This window comes from Paraburkholderia sp. BL18I3N2 (genome assembly GCF_003001875.1).
In the GTDB taxonomy this organism is placed as follows: domain Bacteria; phylum Pseudomonadota; class Gammaproteobacteria; order Burkholderiales; family Burkholderiaceae; genus Paraburkholderia; species Paraburkholderia phytofirmans.
In genome coordinates, this window is record NZ_PVNC01000012.1 from 58917 (window position 1) to 76789 (window position 17873).

17 protein-coding genes and 1 pseudogene are annotated in these 17873 nt (G+C 62.4%); 8 read left to right on the forward strand and 10 right to left on the reverse strand.

Features of this window, described 5'->3' with window-relative positions:
• The first annotated feature begins 8 nt into the window (after positions 1–8).
• Positions 9–1436, forward strand: coding sequence for an aldehyde dehydrogenase family protein (locus B0G75_RS26460; protein ID WP_106312614.1), 1428 nt, complete (start codon positions 9–11; stop codon positions 1434–1436).
• Positions 1437–1536: 100 nt separating this feature from the next.
• Here B0G75_RS26460 and B0G75_RS26465 read toward each other — a convergent pair whose 3' ends face one another.
• The 3 genes from B0G75_RS26465 to B0G75_RS26475 all read right to left on the reverse strand — a co-directional run bounded on the left by B0G75_RS26465 (position 1537) and on the right by B0G75_RS26475 (position 5613).
• A complete protein-coding gene (locus B0G75_RS26465) occupies positions 1537–3216 on the reverse strand; it encodes a GMC family oxidoreductase (protein ID WP_106313033.1) in 1680 nt (559 codons plus the stop codon).
• A gap of 120 nt (positions 3217–3336) precedes the next feature.
• A complete protein-coding gene (locus tag B0G75_RS26470; protein WP_106313036.1) occupies positions 3337–4383 on the reverse strand; it encodes an ABC transporter substrate-binding protein in 1047 nt (348 codons plus the stop codon).
• A 234-nt stretch (positions 4384–4617) separates the two neighbouring features.
• Positions 4618–5613, reverse strand: coding sequence for an ABC transporter substrate-binding protein (locus tag B0G75_RS26475; protein ID WP_106312617.1), 996 nt, complete (start codon positions 5611–5613; stop codon positions 4618–4620).
• 271 nt (positions 5614–5884) lie between these two features.
• Here B0G75_RS26475 and B0G75_RS26480 point away from each other — a divergent pair.
• From B0G75_RS26480 to B0G75_RS26500, 4 genes and pseudogenes are all read left to right on the forward strand, one after another.
• Positions 5885–6897, forward strand: a pseudogene (locus tag B0G75_RS26480) (aliphatic sulfonate ABC transporter substrate-binding protein).
• A gap of 152 nt (positions 6898–7049) precedes the next feature.
• On the forward strand, positions 7050–7673 hold the full coding sequence (locus B0G75_RS26485) for a hypothetical protein (protein WP_258194698.1): 624 nt from the start codon (positions 7050–7052) through the stop codon (positions 7671–7673).
• Positions 7674–8396: 723 nt separating this feature from the next.
• Positions 8397–8687: a hypothetical protein gene (locus B0G75_RS26495; RefSeq protein WP_106312623.1), complete on the forward strand. Its 291-nt coding sequence runs from the start codon at positions 8397–8399 to the stop codon at positions 8685–8687.
• 403 nt (positions 8688–9090) lie between these two features.
• A complete protein-coding gene (locus tag B0G75_RS26500; protein WP_219908294.1) occupies positions 9091–9774 on the forward strand; it encodes a glutathione S-transferase family protein in 684 nt (227 codons plus the stop codon).
• A 52-nt stretch (positions 9775–9826) separates the two neighbouring features.
• Here the strand turns inward: B0G75_RS26500 and norR are convergent, their stop codons facing one another.
• Positions 9827–11422: a nitric oxide reductase transcriptional regulator NorR gene (gene norR, locus B0G75_RS26505; protein ID WP_106312626.1), complete on the reverse strand. Its 1596-nt coding sequence runs from the start codon at positions 11420–11422 to the stop codon at positions 9827–9829.
• A 112-nt stretch (positions 11423–11534) separates the two neighbouring features.
• Here norR and hmpA point away from each other — a divergent pair, with 112 nt between their 5' ends.
• Positions 11535–12716 (forward strand): NO-inducible flavohemoprotein, encoded by a 1182-nt coding sequence (gene hmpA / locus B0G75_RS26510; protein WP_106312629.1) that lies wholly within the window; start codon positions 11535–11537, stop codon positions 12714–12716.
• Positions 12717–12795: 79 nt separating this feature from the next.
• On the opposite strand, the gene B0G75_RS26515 is transcribed toward hmpA, so the two are convergent.
• The 4 genes from B0G75_RS26515 to B0G75_RS42055 form a co-directional block, all read right to left on the reverse strand.
• On the reverse strand, positions 12796–13083 hold the full coding sequence (locus B0G75_RS26515; RefSeq protein WP_106312632.1) for a hypothetical protein: 288 nt from the start codon (positions 13081–13083) through the stop codon (positions 12796–12798).
• 72 nt (positions 13084–13155) lie between these two features.
• Positions 13156–13392 (reverse strand): hypothetical protein, encoded by a 237-nt coding sequence (locus B0G75_RS40270; protein ID WP_146142539.1) that lies wholly within the window; start codon positions 13390–13392, stop codon positions 13156–13158.
• A 178-nt stretch (positions 13393–13570) separates the two neighbouring features.
• Entirely contained in the window at positions 13571–14095 is a 525-nt protein-coding gene (locus B0G75_RS26520; protein WP_106312635.1) for a phasin family protein, read from the reverse strand.
• Between the two features lie 451 nt (positions 14096–14546).
• Complete coding sequence (locus B0G75_RS42055) at positions 14547–14942, reverse strand: hypothetical protein (protein ID WP_374956920.1); 396 nt, start codon at positions 14940–14942, stop codon at positions 14547–14549.
• Positions 14943–14994: 52 nt separating this feature from the next.
• Here B0G75_RS42055 and B0G75_RS26530 point away from each other — a divergent pair, with 52 nt between their 5' ends.
• The gene (locus B0G75_RS26530; RefSeq protein ID WP_258194699.1) at positions 14995–15525 is read left to right on the forward strand and encodes a hypothetical protein; all 531 of its coding nucleotides are present in this window, start codon (positions 14995–14997) and stop codon (positions 15523–15525) included.
• Between the two features lie 44 nt (positions 15526–15569).
• Here the strand turns inward: B0G75_RS26530 and B0G75_RS26535 are convergent, their stop codons facing one another.
• Positions 15570–16151 (reverse strand): TetR/AcrR family transcriptional regulator, encoded by a 582-nt coding sequence (locus B0G75_RS26535; protein ID WP_106312638.1) that lies wholly within the window; start codon positions 16149–16151, stop codon positions 15570–15572.
• Between the two features lie 116 nt (positions 16152–16267).
• Here B0G75_RS26535 and B0G75_RS26540 point away from each other — a divergent pair, with 116 nt between their 5' ends.
• Complete coding sequence (locus B0G75_RS26540; protein WP_106312641.1) at positions 16268–16738, forward strand: low affinity iron permease family protein; 471 nt, start codon at positions 16268–16270, stop codon at positions 16736–16738.
• A gap of 68 nt (positions 16739–16806) precedes the next feature.
• Here the strand turns inward: B0G75_RS26540 and B0G75_RS26545 are convergent, their stop codons facing one another.
• Positions 16807–17838: an alpha/beta fold hydrolase gene (locus tag B0G75_RS26545; protein WP_106312644.1), complete on the reverse strand. Its 1032-nt coding sequence runs from the start codon at positions 17836–17838 to the stop codon at positions 16807–16809.
• Between the last annotated feature and the right edge of the window lie 35 nt (positions 17839–17873).

The following is a 17873-nucleotide window of genomic DNA, read 5'->3' on the forward strand; positions in this document are numbered from 1 at the left end:
GCCAATACATGGTCAATGCACTGAAGTTTTATATCGATGGCGCTTGGGTCGAGCCGTCCACGAACGCCCGCCGCGCCGTGGTCGATCCCTGCACCGAGCAACCCATCGCCGAAGTGGCGATGGGCACGCCCGCTGACGCCGATCGCGCGGTAGCCGCCGCGAAGCGCGCGTTCACGTCGTTCTCGCAGACCACGCCGGCCGAGCGCCTCGCATTGATCCGCCGCATTCTCGAAGTATTTCTCGAACGTCACGATGAAATGGGCGACACGATCTCGCGCGAACTCGGCGCCCCGCTCGCGATGGCGCGTGCGTGGCAAGCGGGGATCGGGCGGCGGCATCTCGAAGAACTGATCCGCACGTGCGAAACGTTCGCGTGGCAACGCAGGAAGGGCACGACGCTCGTCAATCACGAACCGGTGGGCGTGGTCGCGCTGATCACGCCGTGGAACTGGCCGATCAACCAGATCGTCTGCAAGGCCGCGCCCGCCATTGCGGCCGGTTGCACGATGGTGCTCAAGCCGAGCGAAGTCACTCCCCTCAATGCCTTGCTGTTCGCGGAGATACTCGACGCGGTGGGCGTGCCGCCTGGCGTCTTCAACCTCGTCAACGGCGACGGGCCGACTGTCGGCGCGGCGCTCGCGGCGCATCCCGATGTCGACATGGTGTCGTTCACCGGTTCGACACGCGCTGGCGTCGAGATTGCCAAGCTCGCGGCGCCGACTGTGAAGCGCGTGCATCAGGAACTGGGCGGCAAGTCCGCGAACATTCTGCTGGACGACGTCGATTTCGAAGCGGCTGTCACGGCCGGCGTCAACTCGTGCTTCAACAACAGCGGCCAGTCGTGCAACGCGCCGACACGCATGCTCGTGCCCGCGGCGCGCCACGACGAAGCAGTGGAGATCGCGCGGCGCGCGGCGCAAGCGCAACGCGTCGGACCCGCCGATCACGAGCGCACGACCATGGGTCCGGTGGTCAGCAGCGTGCAGTTCGAGCGTGTGGAACGGCTCATTGCGGCTGGCATCGACGAAGGCGCGCAACTCGTGGCGGGTGGGCTCGGGCGCCCGCCAGGTCTTGAACGCGGCTATTACGTGCAACCGACGGTCTTCGCGGATGTGCGCCCTTCCATGACGATCGCGCGCGAAGAGATCTTCGGCCCGGTGCTCGCGATCATGCCGTATCGCGATGAGGAAGAAGCGATTGCGATCGCCAACGACAGTCCCTTCGGGCTCGCGGCTTATGTTCAATCCGCCGATCTGGAGCGCGCGCGGCGCGTGGCGTTCAGGCTTCGTGCGGGCAGCGTGTATCTGAACTATCCGTCGTGGGATGCGGGCTCGCCGTTCGGCGGGTACAAGCAGTCGGGCAATGGGCGTGAATACGCTGAGTGGGGGCTTGAGGCGTTTCTTGAGGTGAAGGGTATTGTCGGGTTTGGCGAGTGAGCGTGCTTTGGCCTTCTTGCACTTAGCCGGACCGTTCACCGCTTGATGCTTGACGCCTGCCGGGCCGCCGCGTGTCAACGCGGGCGGCCCTTCATCGCATTCACACACGCCCGCGCAACATATCCGCAATCCGCTCCGCAATCATGATGGTGGGCACATTCGTGTTCGCGCACGGTATCGACGGCATCAGCGACGCATCGCAGACGTAAAGTCCGCTGACGCCATACACCGCGCCGCGCGCGTCGCAAACGGCGAGCGCGTCGTCGGCGGCGCCCATGCGGCAGGTTCCCGAAGGATGCCAGGTGCCGCCCACCGAACGCGTGACGAACCGCGTCAACGCATCGTCGTCGGCGAGCAATTCGTTTAGCGTCACGCCTTGCGTGACCACGCTGCGCACCAGCCACGCGCGCAACGGTCCCGCAATGTCCAGCAGCGCGCTCAGCATCCCGCGTTGCAACGCGTTCCACGCGCCCGGCACGGCCACGCTCGCGACGCGCGGCGAATAGCTCGAAGGCAGCAGCGTGGCGCGGTGCTTCGTCATCATCGGATCGGCGAGTGTGCGGGCGCCGAAGCACAGCGCGAGCTTCAACCGCTCGAGATCGCGCGCGTCGGAGAGCATGTTGAAGTCGACGACGGGTTCATCCCGCGGATCGGCCGACGCGAGACTCACGCGGCCGCGCGAGTACGACTTGTTCACCCAGAAGAAGATCGTGCCGAGCCGGTGGCCGACCGAATGCCAACCCGAGCGCGACAGGATCGCACCGTGCATGTCGCCGGGAACCGCCCCGCTCACGCCTGATGAAAAACGCACGATCGCCTGCTCGTGATGCTCGTCCGGATATAACGTGCGAGCAGCGCGCGGCAGAAACGCCGACACGGCAATCGACGGATGCTCCATCAGATTGCCGCCGACACCGCCTCGATCCGCCACCACCTCGATAGCGTGCGCGGCGAGCTCGGCTGCCGGGCCGATGCCGCTTCGCATCAGCAGCGCCGGGCTGTGGATCGCGCCCGAGCAGATGATCACCTGTTTGGCGCGCAATGCTTCGCTGGCGCCGTCCTGGCCGACGACCCGCGCGCCGATCGCGAGCTTGCCGTCGAACAGCACGCGCTCGACGAGCGTGTGCGTGCGGATCGTCAGATTCGGGCGCGCGCGCACGGTGTCGTCGAGATAGCAGACCGAAGTCGGGATGCGCTCGCCCGCTGCGCTCACCGCGATCGATCCGATGAACGTGCCGTCCTGCCACTCGCCGTTCTGGTCGTCACGCCGCGGATGGCCGCGTGCGTCGAGTGTGGCGAGCACCGCGCGCACGAATGGCGAGATACGCGCCCACGGCGCGCGCTGGATGCGAATCGGCCCGCTCTTGCCATGCAACGCACCGTCGAAGTCGCAATCCGTTTCGAGCTTGCGGAAATACGGCAGGCAGGCGCTCCAGTTCCAGCCGTGCGCGCCGAGCGCGTGCCATTCGTCGTAATCGGCCGGCGCACCGCGATTCGCCATCAGCGCATTGATCGCCGAACCGCCGCCGAGCAGGCGCGCCTGTTCATAACGGCGCGTCGCGGCCGAAGCGCTCATGCGCGCCTTCAGCCGCTGCCAGATGTTCGCGGTGTCGAGGTAGGCGCGACCAGGATAGCGGCTGCGCACTGCCTCGGGCATATCCGTTCGCGAGATATTGCGGCCGGCCTCAATTAGGCAAACGGTCTTGCCGGCGTCTTCCGAGAGGCGCGCGGCAAGCACGCAGCCGGCCGAGCCGCCGCCGAGAATCAGATAATCGATCACGTTCGATGAATGCGCAGACGATGAGCCGTGCGGGAGGCGCGAGAAGCGCAAAGCGTTGCCCGCGGAATTTGATGCGTTGGCGTTCAACGGCCTCGACTCGCGCGCGCAGGATGATGCCGCTTACTGCATGAACTTGAGCCAGCGCGCCTTCGCCTGGACGCCGGCGTCCGACGCCCACCATTCCTCCGACATCAATGCCTGCTTCGACGCATTCCCCGGCGAACTCGGCAATTCGCTCGCGCGCTTCGCGTCGATCTTGCCCGTCTTGAATGCCGCCGGATTGCCCGGACCGTAGTCGATATAAAGCGGCAAGTTGGCTTGCAATTCCGGCGAGACCGCGGCGTTGAGGAACTTGATCGCCTCGGGCAGGTTCGGCGCATTCTTCAGCACGCAGAGTTGCGTGTTCTGCAGAATACCGTCGTTGAAGGTGAAGTCGACGTCGGGATTGTCCTTACGCACCGCGCTTGCGCGGCCATTCCAGATCATCGTCATGTCCACTTCGCCGTCGTGCAGCAATTGCGCCGACTGGCCGCCCGAAGTCCACCAGACGGTCACGTCCGGCTTGATCTGCTGCAGCTTCTTGAACGCGCGATCGACGTCGAGCGGATAGAGTTTGTCGCGCGGCACACCGTCGGCGAGCAGCGCGGCTTCGAGCACGGTCTGCGGATCATTGCGCAATGCGCGGGTGCCGGGGAATGCCTTCACGTTCCAGAAATCGGCCCAGCTCTGCGGCACTTTCTTCAACGACTTCTTGTTGTAGCCGATCACCGTCGAATAGAACTCGTACGCGACCGAGTATGGCGTGCGGTATTTCTCCGGCATGGCCGCGGCATTTGGAATCTTCGAGAAGTCGAGCTTTTCCAGCAGGCCTTCCTTGCCGCCGCGCAGGCAGTTGGACGTCGGCGTGTCGACCACGTCCCAGATCGGCTTGCCGGTCGCGGCCTGGGCTTTGATCTGCGGCCACGCGTCCGGAATGCTGTCCTGGTTCACCGTGATGTTGAGCAGCTTCGCAGCCGGGTCGAGAATCGCCTTGGTCTGCGCTTCCTGATAGGTCCCGCCCTGCGAGACGAAGGTGATCTTGCCGGCGGCGGCAAACGCGGGCGTCAAACACGCGGGCGCGAGATTCGCGACACCGAGGATCAGAACTGCGGCAAGCGGGCGCAACATGGGCTTCTTGATCACGACGGGGTCCTCGAGACGGTTGAGCGAACGAATCGTCGATGTCATGCATCGTTGAGCCCAATATAGTGAGTCTATTTATCCTCCACAACGCCGGAATTGTTTGAGTGCCCATGACGCCACGTTATGACCCGGCAAAACCCTGACAAGCCGAGAAAACACCAGATGAGTAAACGCGAAGCGCGCGCTGCCGGCTTATGTCAGGTTATCGGCGCTCACGCGTCATACCGTCGCGATGTGAGTATCGGAAATCGCGCGCACGTCGATGCGGCGCGGCAGAATCGCGTCGCGGTTGGCGCTGTCGGCGACCTTCTGCAGCGCGCTGATATCCGCCTCGTTGACGAAGTGCTGTTTCAGCGACGCGCGTTGCGTAATGCGCTTCGCGGCATCGAGCGGCGAACGCGTCAGCGACGCGTAGATCTGCGCGTAGGCGTCGGGATGCGCGAGCGCCCAATCGCCCGCGCGCTGGAAGCGCAACAGCACGTCCGCAATCGCCGCGCGCTTGCGTGGTTCCGCGAGGGCCGCGCCCGAGGCCGTAATGAAACCGAGTCCGCTATTGATGCCGGTGCCGTCGCGCAGAATGCGCGCGCCACGTTGCACGGCGATGCCGTAGTACGGATCGAACGTGGCCCAAACCTCGATCGATCCGGACGCGAAGGCGGCAAATGCATCGACGGGCAGAATGAAACGGACATTGACGTCGTCTTTCGAGAGACCGGCTTCGGCTAGCGCGCCGTAGAGCTGGAACTGCGAAATACTGCCCCGCGCCGACGAAACGAACACCGTGCGTCCCTTCAGATCCGCGACCGTGCGAATCTTCGAGTCTTGTGCGACGAGAATACCGAGTTGCTCGCCGGAACCGACGCGCGTCGCGACAATCTTTAGAGTCGGATCGCCGACGGCTGCGGCAAGCACCGGCAAATCGCCGGCCGGCGCGAGATCGACGGCGCCCGCGCGCTGCGCTTCGAAGAGCGGCGCCGCGCCCTGGAAATTAGCCCAGCGAAACGCATACGGCGCGCCGTCGAGCACCTTGGCCGCTTCGGCCAACGCACGCGTGCCGCCTGCCTGATCGCCGAGCACCAGCGTGACCGGCGCGAGTTCGGCAGCCTGTATGCCGGGCGAATTCAATGCGCCCGCTGCGGCACATGCCGGCACCGCGCTCAGGAGTTTAAGTGCGCGCCGCCGTGCGGAAAACGAAGTAGGAATGGAACCGGCCATATGTCCTCTCTGACGATATGCCCGCAAGCGTAGCGACGAAGACCGCCTCTGGGAATTATTCTCTTTCGATATGTTTATATCGAATCAATATTTATCTTTTGCATTTAATGACTTCTGTGCTTTGCCTCGTTTTCTTCAGGTTTCGATGCGCGCATGCCCTTATGCACCAACGTTCGATGGTTAGCTGAAACCGTCAGTTCGCGCCGCGCGCGCTCGTTGCTAGCATGGTCGATTGGCCTTCCCTTCAGACTCGACTCAAGGACTATGAATCATGGCGCTGCTCAACAGACGGGCGTTTATTCGTGTCGCGCTGGCTTCCTCGCTTACCACGCTCACCACGCTCGCGACGCGCGGTTACGCGCAAACATCCGTCGCGAACGGCCAGCCGATCGCGTTGCGGATCGGCTACCAGAAGTCGTCGACGTTGATCACGCTGCTCAAGGCGCGCGGGTCGCTCGACAAAGCCTTGGCGCCGTTGGGCGTGCGCGTGTCGTGGAATGAGTTTCCAGCGGCTTACCCTTGACCGAAGCGCTCAACGTCGAGGCCGTCGATTTCAGCGCGGACGTCGCGGACACCGTGCCGATCTTCGCGCAAGCCGCGCACGCGCGCTTCGTTTATGTCGCGCAGGAAGCGCCGTCGCCGGGCGCCCAGGCGATCATCGTCAAACAGGACAGCGCGCTCCATACGCTTGCCGATCTCAAGGGCAAGCGCATTGCCGTGACCAAGGCCGCCGGCAGCCACTATCTGCTGCTTGCGGCGCTTATCAAGGCAGGTCTCACGCCAGCGGATGTGCGCATCAGCTACCTCACGCCGGCCGACGGTCGCGCGGCCTTCGAGCGCGGCAGCGTCGATGCGTGGATCACGTGGGATCCCTATGTGGCATCCGTCGACCGCGACGCCGGCGTGCGCATTCTCGCGGACGGCAAGGGACTCGCTTCGTATCAGCGTTATTACCTCGCGTCGAATCGCTTCGCGCAGGCGCACCCCGAAGTCATCCAGATCGTGTTCGATCAGTTGATGCAAGCCGGCGAGTGGCTGCGCGCGCATCCTCAGGAGGCGGCCCAAACGCTCGCGCCGATCTGGGGACTCGACGCCGCCACGATCGAGCGTGCGAACACGCGCCGCAGTTATCTGGTGCGCCGCGTTCTTGCACAGAATTTCGGCGAGCAGCAAAAGATCGCGGATACGTTCTTTCAGGCCGGACTGTTGCCCGCCAAAATCGAGACCGCGCAGGCGCAGCGCTGGGACTTCGGAACGAAACGCGGAGAGCCGGCGGGTAGCTGATGGTATTGAACCGGCTGACGTGGGGTGTCAAAACGGTGTCAAAACGAGTGGAGAAAACCGCATAAATCGCATTGCAAAACGCCGCGCAGAATGTTTTTTGGCGGTCGATTATCATGATTCGATCACCTCACTCGAACGACTCGGTGTTGGATATGACGAATACAGGCAAGGCGTTGGTAATCGCGCTGGTTCTGGTGGACGTGGGATTCATCGCTTACCAGCTTCTCCCTAAAAGCAACCGCTCCGAGGCGGCGCCGGACGCGGTAACGGCCAATTCCATCACGACGGCGCCGGTCGGTCCGCGCGTCGACAGCACGCATGTGACCGCAGGCAACGTGGTTCCCACTTCGCCGTCCGCGAACAGCACGGGCGAAACCGCGGGCGCACCGCTGGCTTCTCAATCGGGGCCGGTCGCGAATAGTACTCAGCCACAGGCATCGCGGCATAAACAGCCGGGCCGCGCGCGCGCATCGGCTGAAGGGCGCGAGTCCGTCGCGGCGAAGGCAAAGACCGCGCAGCCGATTGAACGCGCGCGAAGCGATTTGACCCGGCATGGTTCGAATGCCGTCGCGGCGGCCATGACGGAACAGCTTGTCAGGGAATCTTCCAAGCCCGATCCGTCGTTGCCGATGCCACCGTCGACGCAGACCGCGCCGGCCAGCCAGGACCACCGCCGTTCGAACCCCGTCGCGGCCGCAATGACGCAGGAACTGGTGAGGGAATCCGTACGGGTCGGTCCGGCTTCGCAGGCACCGGCGCCGAGTGGCACGCAGTAATGTTGCAGTCCGAACTAATTGAATGACGGCTTGCCTTCGATCGACAGGCAATCTGCCCAACTACGCAGCGGCATGGCTGTCCCGTGCATATCAGACACTGCAACTCGCTGTCATCGGCCACATCATCGAAAATATGCGCGTGTTGCCGCATACGGTTCTTCGCAGACTCGAAGCCGCATGCAGGAAACCGCCGACGAAGAAACCGGTCCGCTGAAACACCTAACCCGCCGCTGCCCGCCGAGCCCGGTCGCTTTCGCCAGGTCACGGACATCGTGCAGAAGCTGGTGCTGCACGCTTGACGCACCGCTGTCGTCGCGCGGGTTCGTTCGTTGAACGACGACTTTACGGATAGCAAATAAATTCAATGCGGCTGCGATTGGAAATCGTCACCCGTGCCCGGCGTGTTTGGCTGCGGCGATGTTCGGCTGTCCCCGATTAAACGCGTCGCTTCCACCATCGGCGATGGGCAGCATGGCAATCGCGTCCGCCCCCAAATATTTGCAGCAAGACGCGCGCTGGCGCTCGCCCACGCGGCGAGGCTCCCGCTCGCACGAAAAGCGGGCTGACCGCTGGACGGCGGCGCCGCGAACGCCTATTCTTCAGCGGAATACGTCGATTTTCCAATTACCGAAGATTGACTAAAAAACAGGCTTCTATTCGCCCGATTGAAACCTGCCCCGCCAGCGCACACTGAACTTGTGCCAATTGCGCAAGGAGCCCGCGATGTCCACCCGCCACGATAAAGATAACGAGTTCGAAATCGGCCTGCCGGCCGCTTCAGCCGCCGAATGGACCAGCCCGGTGCCGGGCGCCGACGCGGGAACGATGCGCGGGTTGCACCTCGCGTCGGAGAGCGTGCTGAGTCTCGCGACAGAAACCTACAACGCCGTCGCACGCGGCGACGCGGCGGGCGCGGAGGCAGCGCGCGAGTCGCTCGAAGGGCAGCTGCAACTGGCCACGCGCCTGATCGACGAGCTTCTGTTCGACGGCAACGGCCCGCATACGACGCATTGACCGGCCCGCCGGCCGAACAGCACCAATCGCAGTCTCACCCTCTGAAATTTGACATGAGCGCTCTGACAGTAATTTTCTGCATCTGGGCCATGCTGGCCTTTTGCGCAATCCTCTTCATTCGCGGCGCCACCTCGCGCGTGGAGCATCCGACCAGGGCGCCGCAAAAGCGCCCGGCGCGCTTTTCTATCGCGGAGTAACGGCAAGCAGGCGATCCAGATTCGTGCGCGAGAACACGTGCGAATCCTTCGAACGTTCTCATCGGAATAGTCGTACGGCAAAAGCGGCCTGGCAGCCCATCATCACCACAGGTCGCAACGGCCCGGCAGCCACCGCAGCATGAATCCGAGCGGCGCAGTGCCGCCCGGCCGTCATCTGCCCAGCCCTTTATTCCATGGAGATCGTCATGCTGAAGTTTTACTTCCACCCGTCGCCGAACCCGATGAAAGTCGCGTTGATGCTCGAAGAACTGCAGACCCCGTTCGAACTGATCGCGGTGGACACGTTCAAGGGCGAGCAACATCGCCCCGAGTTTCTGCGGATCAACCCCAACGCAAAAGTCCCCGCGATTACCGACGACGGCGTGACCGTGTTCGATTCGCACGCCATCCTGCTGCACCTCGCGGCAAAGCACGAACGGTTCCTGCCGGCGTCGGTTGCTGAACGCGCGCAGGCGTTGTCATGGCTGATGTTCGTCGCGACCGGGCTGTCGCCGTTCTCCGGCCAGGCGGTGCACTTTCTGCATCACGCGCCGACGCCGCTGCCGTATGCGCGCAATCGCTATCTGAAGGAAGTGGAGCGCCACTATCGCGTGCTGGACGAGCGCCTCGCGACGTCCAAGTATCTGGCCGGCGATACCTATTCGGTCGCGGATATCGCGCTGTGGGGCTGGGCTAACTTCGCCGGCTACATTCTCGGCGAAGCGGGTCTGAGCGCGTATCCGAACGTCAAGCGCGTCGTGGACGAAATCTCCGCGCGTCCGGCCGCGGCTCGTGCACAAGCCTTGAAAGACAAGCTGACGCTGAAAGCCGAGTTCGACGAAGAGACGCGTCGCGCGCTATTTCCGCAAAACGAAGGCGTGAGCGCTTAAGCGCTTGCCGGGCGGACACGCCGCGCGAGCAGGTTACAGAATCACCGAGTCTTCATTTAAGGCCGAGCCGTTTGGCCAACCGGTTCAGATTCGCGCGGTCAAGACCAAGCTCGCGCGCGACAGCCGCCCAATTCTGATTGTGGCGTGCCAAAGCGTCGACAACCGTGTTCCGCTCGAACTCGGTGACCGCGCTGCGAAAGTCCTTCGATGCCGTCTCAGTTGTTTCAGCCTGCGTCTTCTGGGCTCTGTCTTCTTCCGGTGCGGCCGCCAGCGCAAAGTCCGCGGCCGTCAACGTCAAGATCCGGCGACGCTCGCGATTCGTGGCGAGCGCCTTGAGCGCGCTTCGGCCGATCAGGTGCTCCAGCTCACGCACGTTCCCCGGCCACGGATAACGCAGCAGCATGGCTTGCGCATCCGTCGCGAGACGCAGGCTCAACAGACCGAGCCGCGAGCGATTCTCTTCGAGAAAAAACCCCGCCAGCAGCAACACGTCGCGGCCGCGCTCGCGCAATGGCGGCACGCGCAACGGATAGACGCTGAGCCGATGGTAAAAATCCGCGCGGAACCGCCCTGCACGAACCTCCTCAGCCAGATCGCGATTCGTCGCGGCGATCAGCCGCACGTCGACTTGGTGCTCGTGGTCCGAGCCGATGCGCTGCAACTGGCCGTTCTGCAAAACCCGCAACAGCTTGGCTTGCACCAGAAGCGGCAGTTCGCCCACTTCGTCGAGAAAAAGCGTGCCGCCGTCGGCCAGTTCGAATTTGCCGCGCCGGTCCGACGACGCGCCTGAGAACGCGCCCCGCACGTGCCCGAACAGTTCGCTCTCGACGAGCGTATCCGGCAGCGCGGCGCAGTTCAGGCTGATCAGCGGCTTGTTCGCGCGCGATGAGAGCGCGTGGATCGCGTTGGCCACGAGTTCCTTGCCGACGCCGGTCTCGCCGGTGATCAGCACGGTCAGATCGCTGCCGGCGACCACCTCGATTTCCTTCATCAGATGCGTGTGCGCCTCGCTGCTGCCGACCATTTCGCGCCGGCTCTGGCTGCTCGCCTGCCGGTAGGCTTCGGCGCGCGCCCGCTCTTCCTCGCTGCTGCGCGCGAGCGTATCGATTCGCTCGACGACGCTCACGGTAGCGGCGGCCAGGCCCAGAAACGCCCGCAGCGACGCCATGTCGATGCTGTCGAAACGCGCCGGGTCGAGCGCATCGAGCGTAAGCAATCCCCACGGCCGGCCGCGTACGAAAAGCGGACAGCCGAGGCAGTCATGCACTTCGAGATGCCCGGCCACGCCCTGCACGAGGCCGTCGTAAGGATCCGGCAAATCGGAGTCGGCGGCGAAGCGGGTCGGCTCCGGCCGTGACAACAACTGCTCGAAGCGCGGGTGGTCGCCGACACGAAAGCGCCGCCCCAGCGTATCGCTGCTCAATCCGTCGATGGCGAGCGGCACCAGCGTGTCGCCCTCCAGACGCAACAGAGCGGCCGCGTCGCCGGGAAACAGCGCGCGCAGACTGCTCAGCAGACGGCGGTAGCGTTCGCTCTCAAGCAGATCGCGCGAGAGATCGCGGATCAGCGGCGTCAGGGCGTCGAGCAGCGCCTCTGCAGTCAGATTGACTCCATCAGGAGTCTTTTCGACTAAGGTCGAATTGACCATCTTTAATTTCAGATCGTTGATTTATTTACATTTTATACCTGGCACGAAACATGGATGCATAAGCGCATCAGTCGGAGCACGACTGGATATCCACCAACAACCAGGACTCCCTATGCTTTCCGCCGAACACCGCGCCATCGTCAAAGCCACCGTTCCTCTTCTCGAAAGCGGGGGCGAGGCGCTGACCACGCACTTCTACGACATGCTGATCAGCGAACATCCCGAAGTGCGCCCCATGTTCAACCTCGCCAATCAGGCGAGCGGCGCGCAGCAACGCGCGCTGGCCAACGGCGTGCTGATGTACGCACGTCACATCGATCAGCTCGAACAACTGGGCGGGCTGGTCTCGCAGATCATCAACAAGCACGTCGCGCTGAATATCCTGCCGGAGCAATATCCGATCGTCGGACAGTGCCTGCTCAGATCCATCCGCGAAGTGCTGGGGGCGGAGATCGCCACCGACGCGGTCATCGAAGCGTGGGCCGCCGCCTATCAGCAACTCGCCGATCTGTTGAGCGGCCTCGAAGAGAAAATGTACGCCGAGCGCGAAGCGGCGCCGGGCGGCTGGCGCGGCACGCGGCTCTTTCGCGTCGCCCGTAAAGTGCGGGAAAGCGACGAGATCACGTCGTTCCATTTGCGCCCCGACGACAACGGCGAGTTGCTTGCGTTTCATCCAGGGCAATACATCGGCGTGCGGCTCGTTATCGACGGCGAGGAAGTGCGGCGCAATTACTCGCTCTCGGCCATGTCGAACGGCGAGGAATACCGGATCAGCGTGAAGCGCGAACCGAATGGCAAGGTGTCGAACCACCTGCACGCGCGCGTCAATGAGAACGATACCGTGGAACTGTTCGCGCCTGCCGGAGATTTCAAGCTCCAAAACAGCGACAAGCCGCTCGTGCTGATCAGCGGCGGCGTGGGCATCACGCCCACGTTGGCAATGCTGCAAGCCGCGCTGAAGACCGATCGCCCTGTGCACTTCATTCACTCGGCGCGCCACGGCGGCGTGCATGCGTTCCGCGACGCGATCGACCAATTGGCCGCGCATCATCCGAAGTTGAAGCGTTTCTATTGCTATGAGCAGCGCCGCGCGGAAGATGCCGACGCGCACGGCATCGGCTATCTGGACGAAAAGCGTCTGGACGCGTGGCTGCCCAGGACGCGTGACGTCGACGTCTATTTCCTCGGACCGATCGCGTTCATGAAGGCCATCAAGAAGCACTTGAAGGCGATCGGCGTGCCGGAGTCGCAAAGCCGGTACGAGTTCTTTGGTCCGGCTTCCGCTCTCGAATAAAGCGCGGATTGCGGTTGACGTGCAAATAGCCGGCTCCGGCTATTTGCATGCAACTGCCGGTCGCGTTGAAGTCACGCACTCAGCAAAGCGTTGCGCTCGTCACCCAGGACATGCTCTTGAAGCGCGCGATCAGGGCGTCCACCAACTCACGTTGCGCCTGAGCCAGCGCAATCGTGACCTCTTCAAAACCGCTGCCCGGATGCGTCGTGACAGCGACTGTCTCGACGTTGCGGGAGAATGGAAATAGCACCTGCCATATTGCGGCAATGCGCATACCGTGAAGCGCCGCGCGCACCACGAGTCGATGACGGCCCGAAGTTTGCGACGTCAGTACCTGCAAACCGCTCTCAGAAGATTCACTGGTCATGTCGTATCCTTTTATATTGAGTGAGCCGCGTAGCTCGCGGCTTTTCGATGTTTGTCCGATTCTCCCACCTTATTAAGGCATCTTGATGATTCCGCTCAAACGTCTGAGCAACGCGTCAGCATGCTCGCGGTCGACCTGCGATATCTCGCGCTGCTTCAGTATCGTCTCGATCCGTTGACGCCAATAACCCGGCTCATTGATCAGCGACGTACAAGCCATCGAATCGCCTTTTGAAGTAAATCGCTCAAGCGTTGTGACTATCGTTTCAATGTGCGAAAGATCGTTCTTATAAGAAGCGTGACTTCCCATTACATTCCCGGCTGACTTTATCAAGCGCCTTCGAATCGCCCTTCGAACGAGTTGGCAAGCAATGCGATACCCATTTCGTTTCCGAATCGGCCGATCCGTCCTGCTTGGAGGAAAGCGAAACAACAGCCCTGGCGCGTTTGCGCCAGGCTGCGTGAGCATTGCTGTTGGCTGATTGGCTTTATTTGGCCCGCGCCGGAGCAGGCACCGTCAACTGATTGGCCTGCGCCATGGCAATGGCTTGCGCGGTGGCTTTGCGCATCGCATCGTAGGCAGCGCCCGCGCCGGAAACCGCCGACTTGAACGCGGAGACCGCGAGTTCGGAACCTGCGGGCGCATTGCGCGCGAGGTCGTCGAACACTGTCTGCATTTTCGTGTTGGACTGTGCGAAACGGTCTTCGCAAATCTTCAGAAACTCGGCTTGTGCCGCATTCGCGATTTCAAGCATGTGACTGTTATAAGACAGTACTTTCTCCGCGATAGGCTTTGCGTTGCTGGCCTGATGAACAAACAATTCGACCGGCGTCTTGCCGGACATCGCCGTCTGCCACGCCTGCTCGCTCTCCGCAAGCGTGGCTCTCGCTGCCTGCAGGTTCAACTCAGCCAGTTTTTCGAAAAACTGGAACGTTTGCTGCGTCAACGAAAACGCGACGGCAACATTGGCACTTTGCATGGAGATGAATTGCTCTGGCGTCGGAAAATACACTCTGGACTCCTTCCTTAAACGTTCACATTGCTCAGACAAGAGGCATGCGAAACCAGCGGGATGCAAGCAGATTGTTGACCCTCGAATTGCGCCAACCCGCTCGAATCGTTCTGCGATGCAGCATTAGATGAAACATTCTAACTTTGTTAAATCTGCACTTGGCGTACTCTTTTGTAAGTAATTACCCTAGAACAATCGCGCGGTTTCGGCTGAGGAATCGTGTCGATGCAATGGTTGAAAGATCAGTGGAATAAGCGCCGCCTCGGCGCATGCGCCGACGTGCGGGAAGTCACGTGAAAAACACTGTCGATAAGCGGCTAGATCGCGCTATGAATTGCTTGAGCAGATGTGCAATAGACGGTCAAATGCGTCCGTATGCGACCGTCTATCTCGTGTGAGAAAAATAAAATGTGATGCGGATTTACAACCATCTGTTGGAAACGATGCGGATTTAATCCGGCGGCAATACCAGTGGACCGCAATTGGTATCAGCAATAAATACGCGCGCCGCCGAGCGGCTGTCCGGGCACCAGCCCAACGCACGGCTTTCGTCGTGAGGCGTCGCTCCTGGCCGGTACGCCCATGCAATGCTTTGCGCGATCATTTTGCTGCTGCCCGCCGCGATCGCGGCGGCCACCAGGTTGCGCGTACCCTCATCGCGTATCCGCGCGGCATTCGATGCTCGGCGGATAACGTCGTCGTGTTGGGCAGCGTTCAGCAGGCGATCGACCTGAGCGCTCGCCTGCTGCTCGATCCCGGCGACACCGCGTGGATGGAAGATCCCGGTTATCCCGGCGCCCGCTTCGTGCTCGAAGCCGCGGGCGCGCGACCGAGCCGCCATCATCATCGAGGACGACTACGACAGCGAGTACCGCTTCGAGGGCCACCCGCTCGCCGCGATGAAGAGCCTCGACGATCACGGGCACGTGATCTACTGCGGCACGTTCAGCAAACTGCTGTTTCCCGCTTTGAGGACCGCATACGCGATCTTGCCCGACCGGTTGGTCGAACCGTTCGTGGCCGCGCTGTCGTCCACGGCACGGCATGTTCCGACCGATCAGCAATCCGTGCTGCACGACTTCATCGCCGACGGCCATTTCGGCCGGCACATACGGCGCATGCGCATGCTCTATGGCGAACGAGCCGAGGCACTGACGTCGGCGCTCGAACGGCATCTTTCGGGTTTGCTTGCGCTTGCACCGATCGCGGCGGGCCTCGACGCGCCCGCGTTTCTGCCGCGAGATACAGACGACACCGACGCCGCGCGGCGAGCGGCACGCGAAGGCATCGAGACGCGTCCACTGTCGCTATACGCGATCGACCGTGCCGCGCCGCCGGGGCTCGTGCTCGGATTTGCTTCGATCGGCGTCGAAGAAATAGAGGCGGGCGTGATCGCTCTTGCCCGGGCGTTGACGCGCCGTTCGCGATGAACCCGCGCGACGGCGGCAAACCAACATAACGCTAACCGCGCAACTCAGTCCGCAGACCGCTTGCGACGTTTCACCTGCGCATTTTGACCCTGCCAGCTCGCTTCATCGAGCAGACGATCGAACAGCCTGTTGCGCGTCGCATCGTCCAACGGCGACAGTCCCAGCAGAGAATGAAACGCGAGACCACTGGCAGCGCAGTAGCGCAAGAGCGACAGATCGAGGTCGCTCGCTTCATCCTGCATGGCCTTCATTTTCTGCGCATCGAACGCTTTCATGTCGTCGAGCAAGGTCGGATTCTCGACCAGCGCGGCAAGAACGGCTCGCGCCACGGAATGCGGCTGATTGATGGACTCCCGATAAATCGCGATCTGCGCGGCGAGGTTCGGCGCCGCTTTCGATGTGCCCTCGTTCGCCAGATAGTCGCGCGCGATCTGTTCGAACTGCTGCCGCTGAAACTCCAGCAACGCGCACAGCACACCCTGCCTCGTGCGGAACTGATGCAGCAATCCGCCTTTGCTGATGCCGCTTTCGCGCGACAACGAATCGAACGTCAGTCCACCGATCCCTTCGCGGGTCAGGATGGTGAGAGCGGCATGAAGGAGCTGTCGGGTTACCTGGAGCAGCATCCTGAATCGATCGTATGGGGTAAATCGGCGGACCGCTGACGTGCTTCGCGGCATGCGCGTGGGCCGGGGTTGCGTCTGTGCGATGATGCCTCACATCGACCCGACTCCCGGAGATCATGATGAGCGGCAAATGGTTTTCGAAGTTCTCAAGCTTCCTTTCCACGATGACCGGCAGGCCGGCCACCTTTGTGCTGGCCGTCCTCATGGTGATCGTCTGGGCTCTCACCGGTCCGCTCTTTCACTACAGCGATACGTGGCAACTCGTGATCAACACGTCGACCACGATCGTCACGTTTCTGATGGTCTTCCTGATTCAGAACACCCAGAACCGCGACACCGCCGCGATGCAGATCAAGCTCGACGAGTTGATCCGCGCCTTGGAAGGGGCTCACAACGCCCTGCTCGATCTCGAAGAACTCGAGGAAAAAGACTTGACGCGCTTTCGCAAACACTACGAAAGACTGGCTAAAGATGCGCGGATCGCGCTGCGTGCCGGCGGCAGCGACACCGATTCGCCGTTCGTCGGCAACCGCGATGACGATGACGGCGCCGAAGACCGGCCAGGCGGCAAGGCGCGCGGGGGCTAAACGGACGCGGCGTCGCAACGCGACTAGCCGACGCTTTGTCCGCGATCACGCGTTTGCACGCAATCCGTTTAGAAACGGGCGACGTCGATCACCGCATCGGCGAATGCTTTCGGCGCTTCCTGCGGCAGGTTATGTCCGACACCGCCGCCGATGTTCCGGTGCGCGTACTTGCCGGTGAACTTCTTCGCGTACGCTGCCGGATCGGGATGCGGCGCGCCGTTCGCGTCGCCTTCCATCGTGATGGTCGGCACGGCAATCGTCGGCGCCGCGGCCAGGCGCTTCTCCAGTTCGTCGTACTGCGCCTCGCCCTTCACCAGCCCAAGACGCCAGCGATAGTTGTGAATCACCACCGCGACATGGTCCGGGTTGCTGAACGATTGCGCCGAGCGCTCGAACGTCGCATCGTCGAAATTCCATTTCGGTGAGGCCGTGTGCCAGATCAGCTTGTTGAAGTCGTGACGGTTCGCGTCGTAACCCGCCGCGCCGCGCTCTGTCGCGAAGTAGAACTGATACCACCAGGCCAGCTCCGCTTTCGGCGGCAGCGGCGTGCGGTTCGCTTCCTGGCTGCCGATCAGATAACCACTCACCGAGACCATCGCCTTGCATCGCTCGGGCCACAGCGCGGCGATGATATTCACCGTCCGCGCGCCCCAGTCGAAGCCGCCGAAAATCGCCTGGTCGATCTTCAACGCATCCATCAACGCGATGATGTCGACCGCCACGACCGCCTGCTGGCCGTTGCGCGGCGTGTCCGCGGACAGGAACCGCGTCGTGCCATAGCCGCGCAGATACGGCACGATCACGCGATAGCCGGCCGCCGCCAGCAACGGTGTGACTTCGGCAAAGGCATGGATATCGTAGGGCCAGCCGTGCAGCAGGATCACAACCGGTCCGTTCTGCGGGCCCGCTTCGGCGTAGCCGATGCTGAGCGTGCCCGCGTTGATCTGCTTGAGGTTGTCGAACGAGGCGACGCTCGATCCCGTCTTCGTGCTATTGGACTGCGCGTTGGCAAGTCCGCTCAATCCCAGTTCCATCAGGCTGAGGCCCGCAACCGTCGTCCCGAGCAGACGACGACGCCGCAAATTGATCTGGTCAGACATGGCAAATTCTCCTTATGTGCGACAGCGCTGAATTG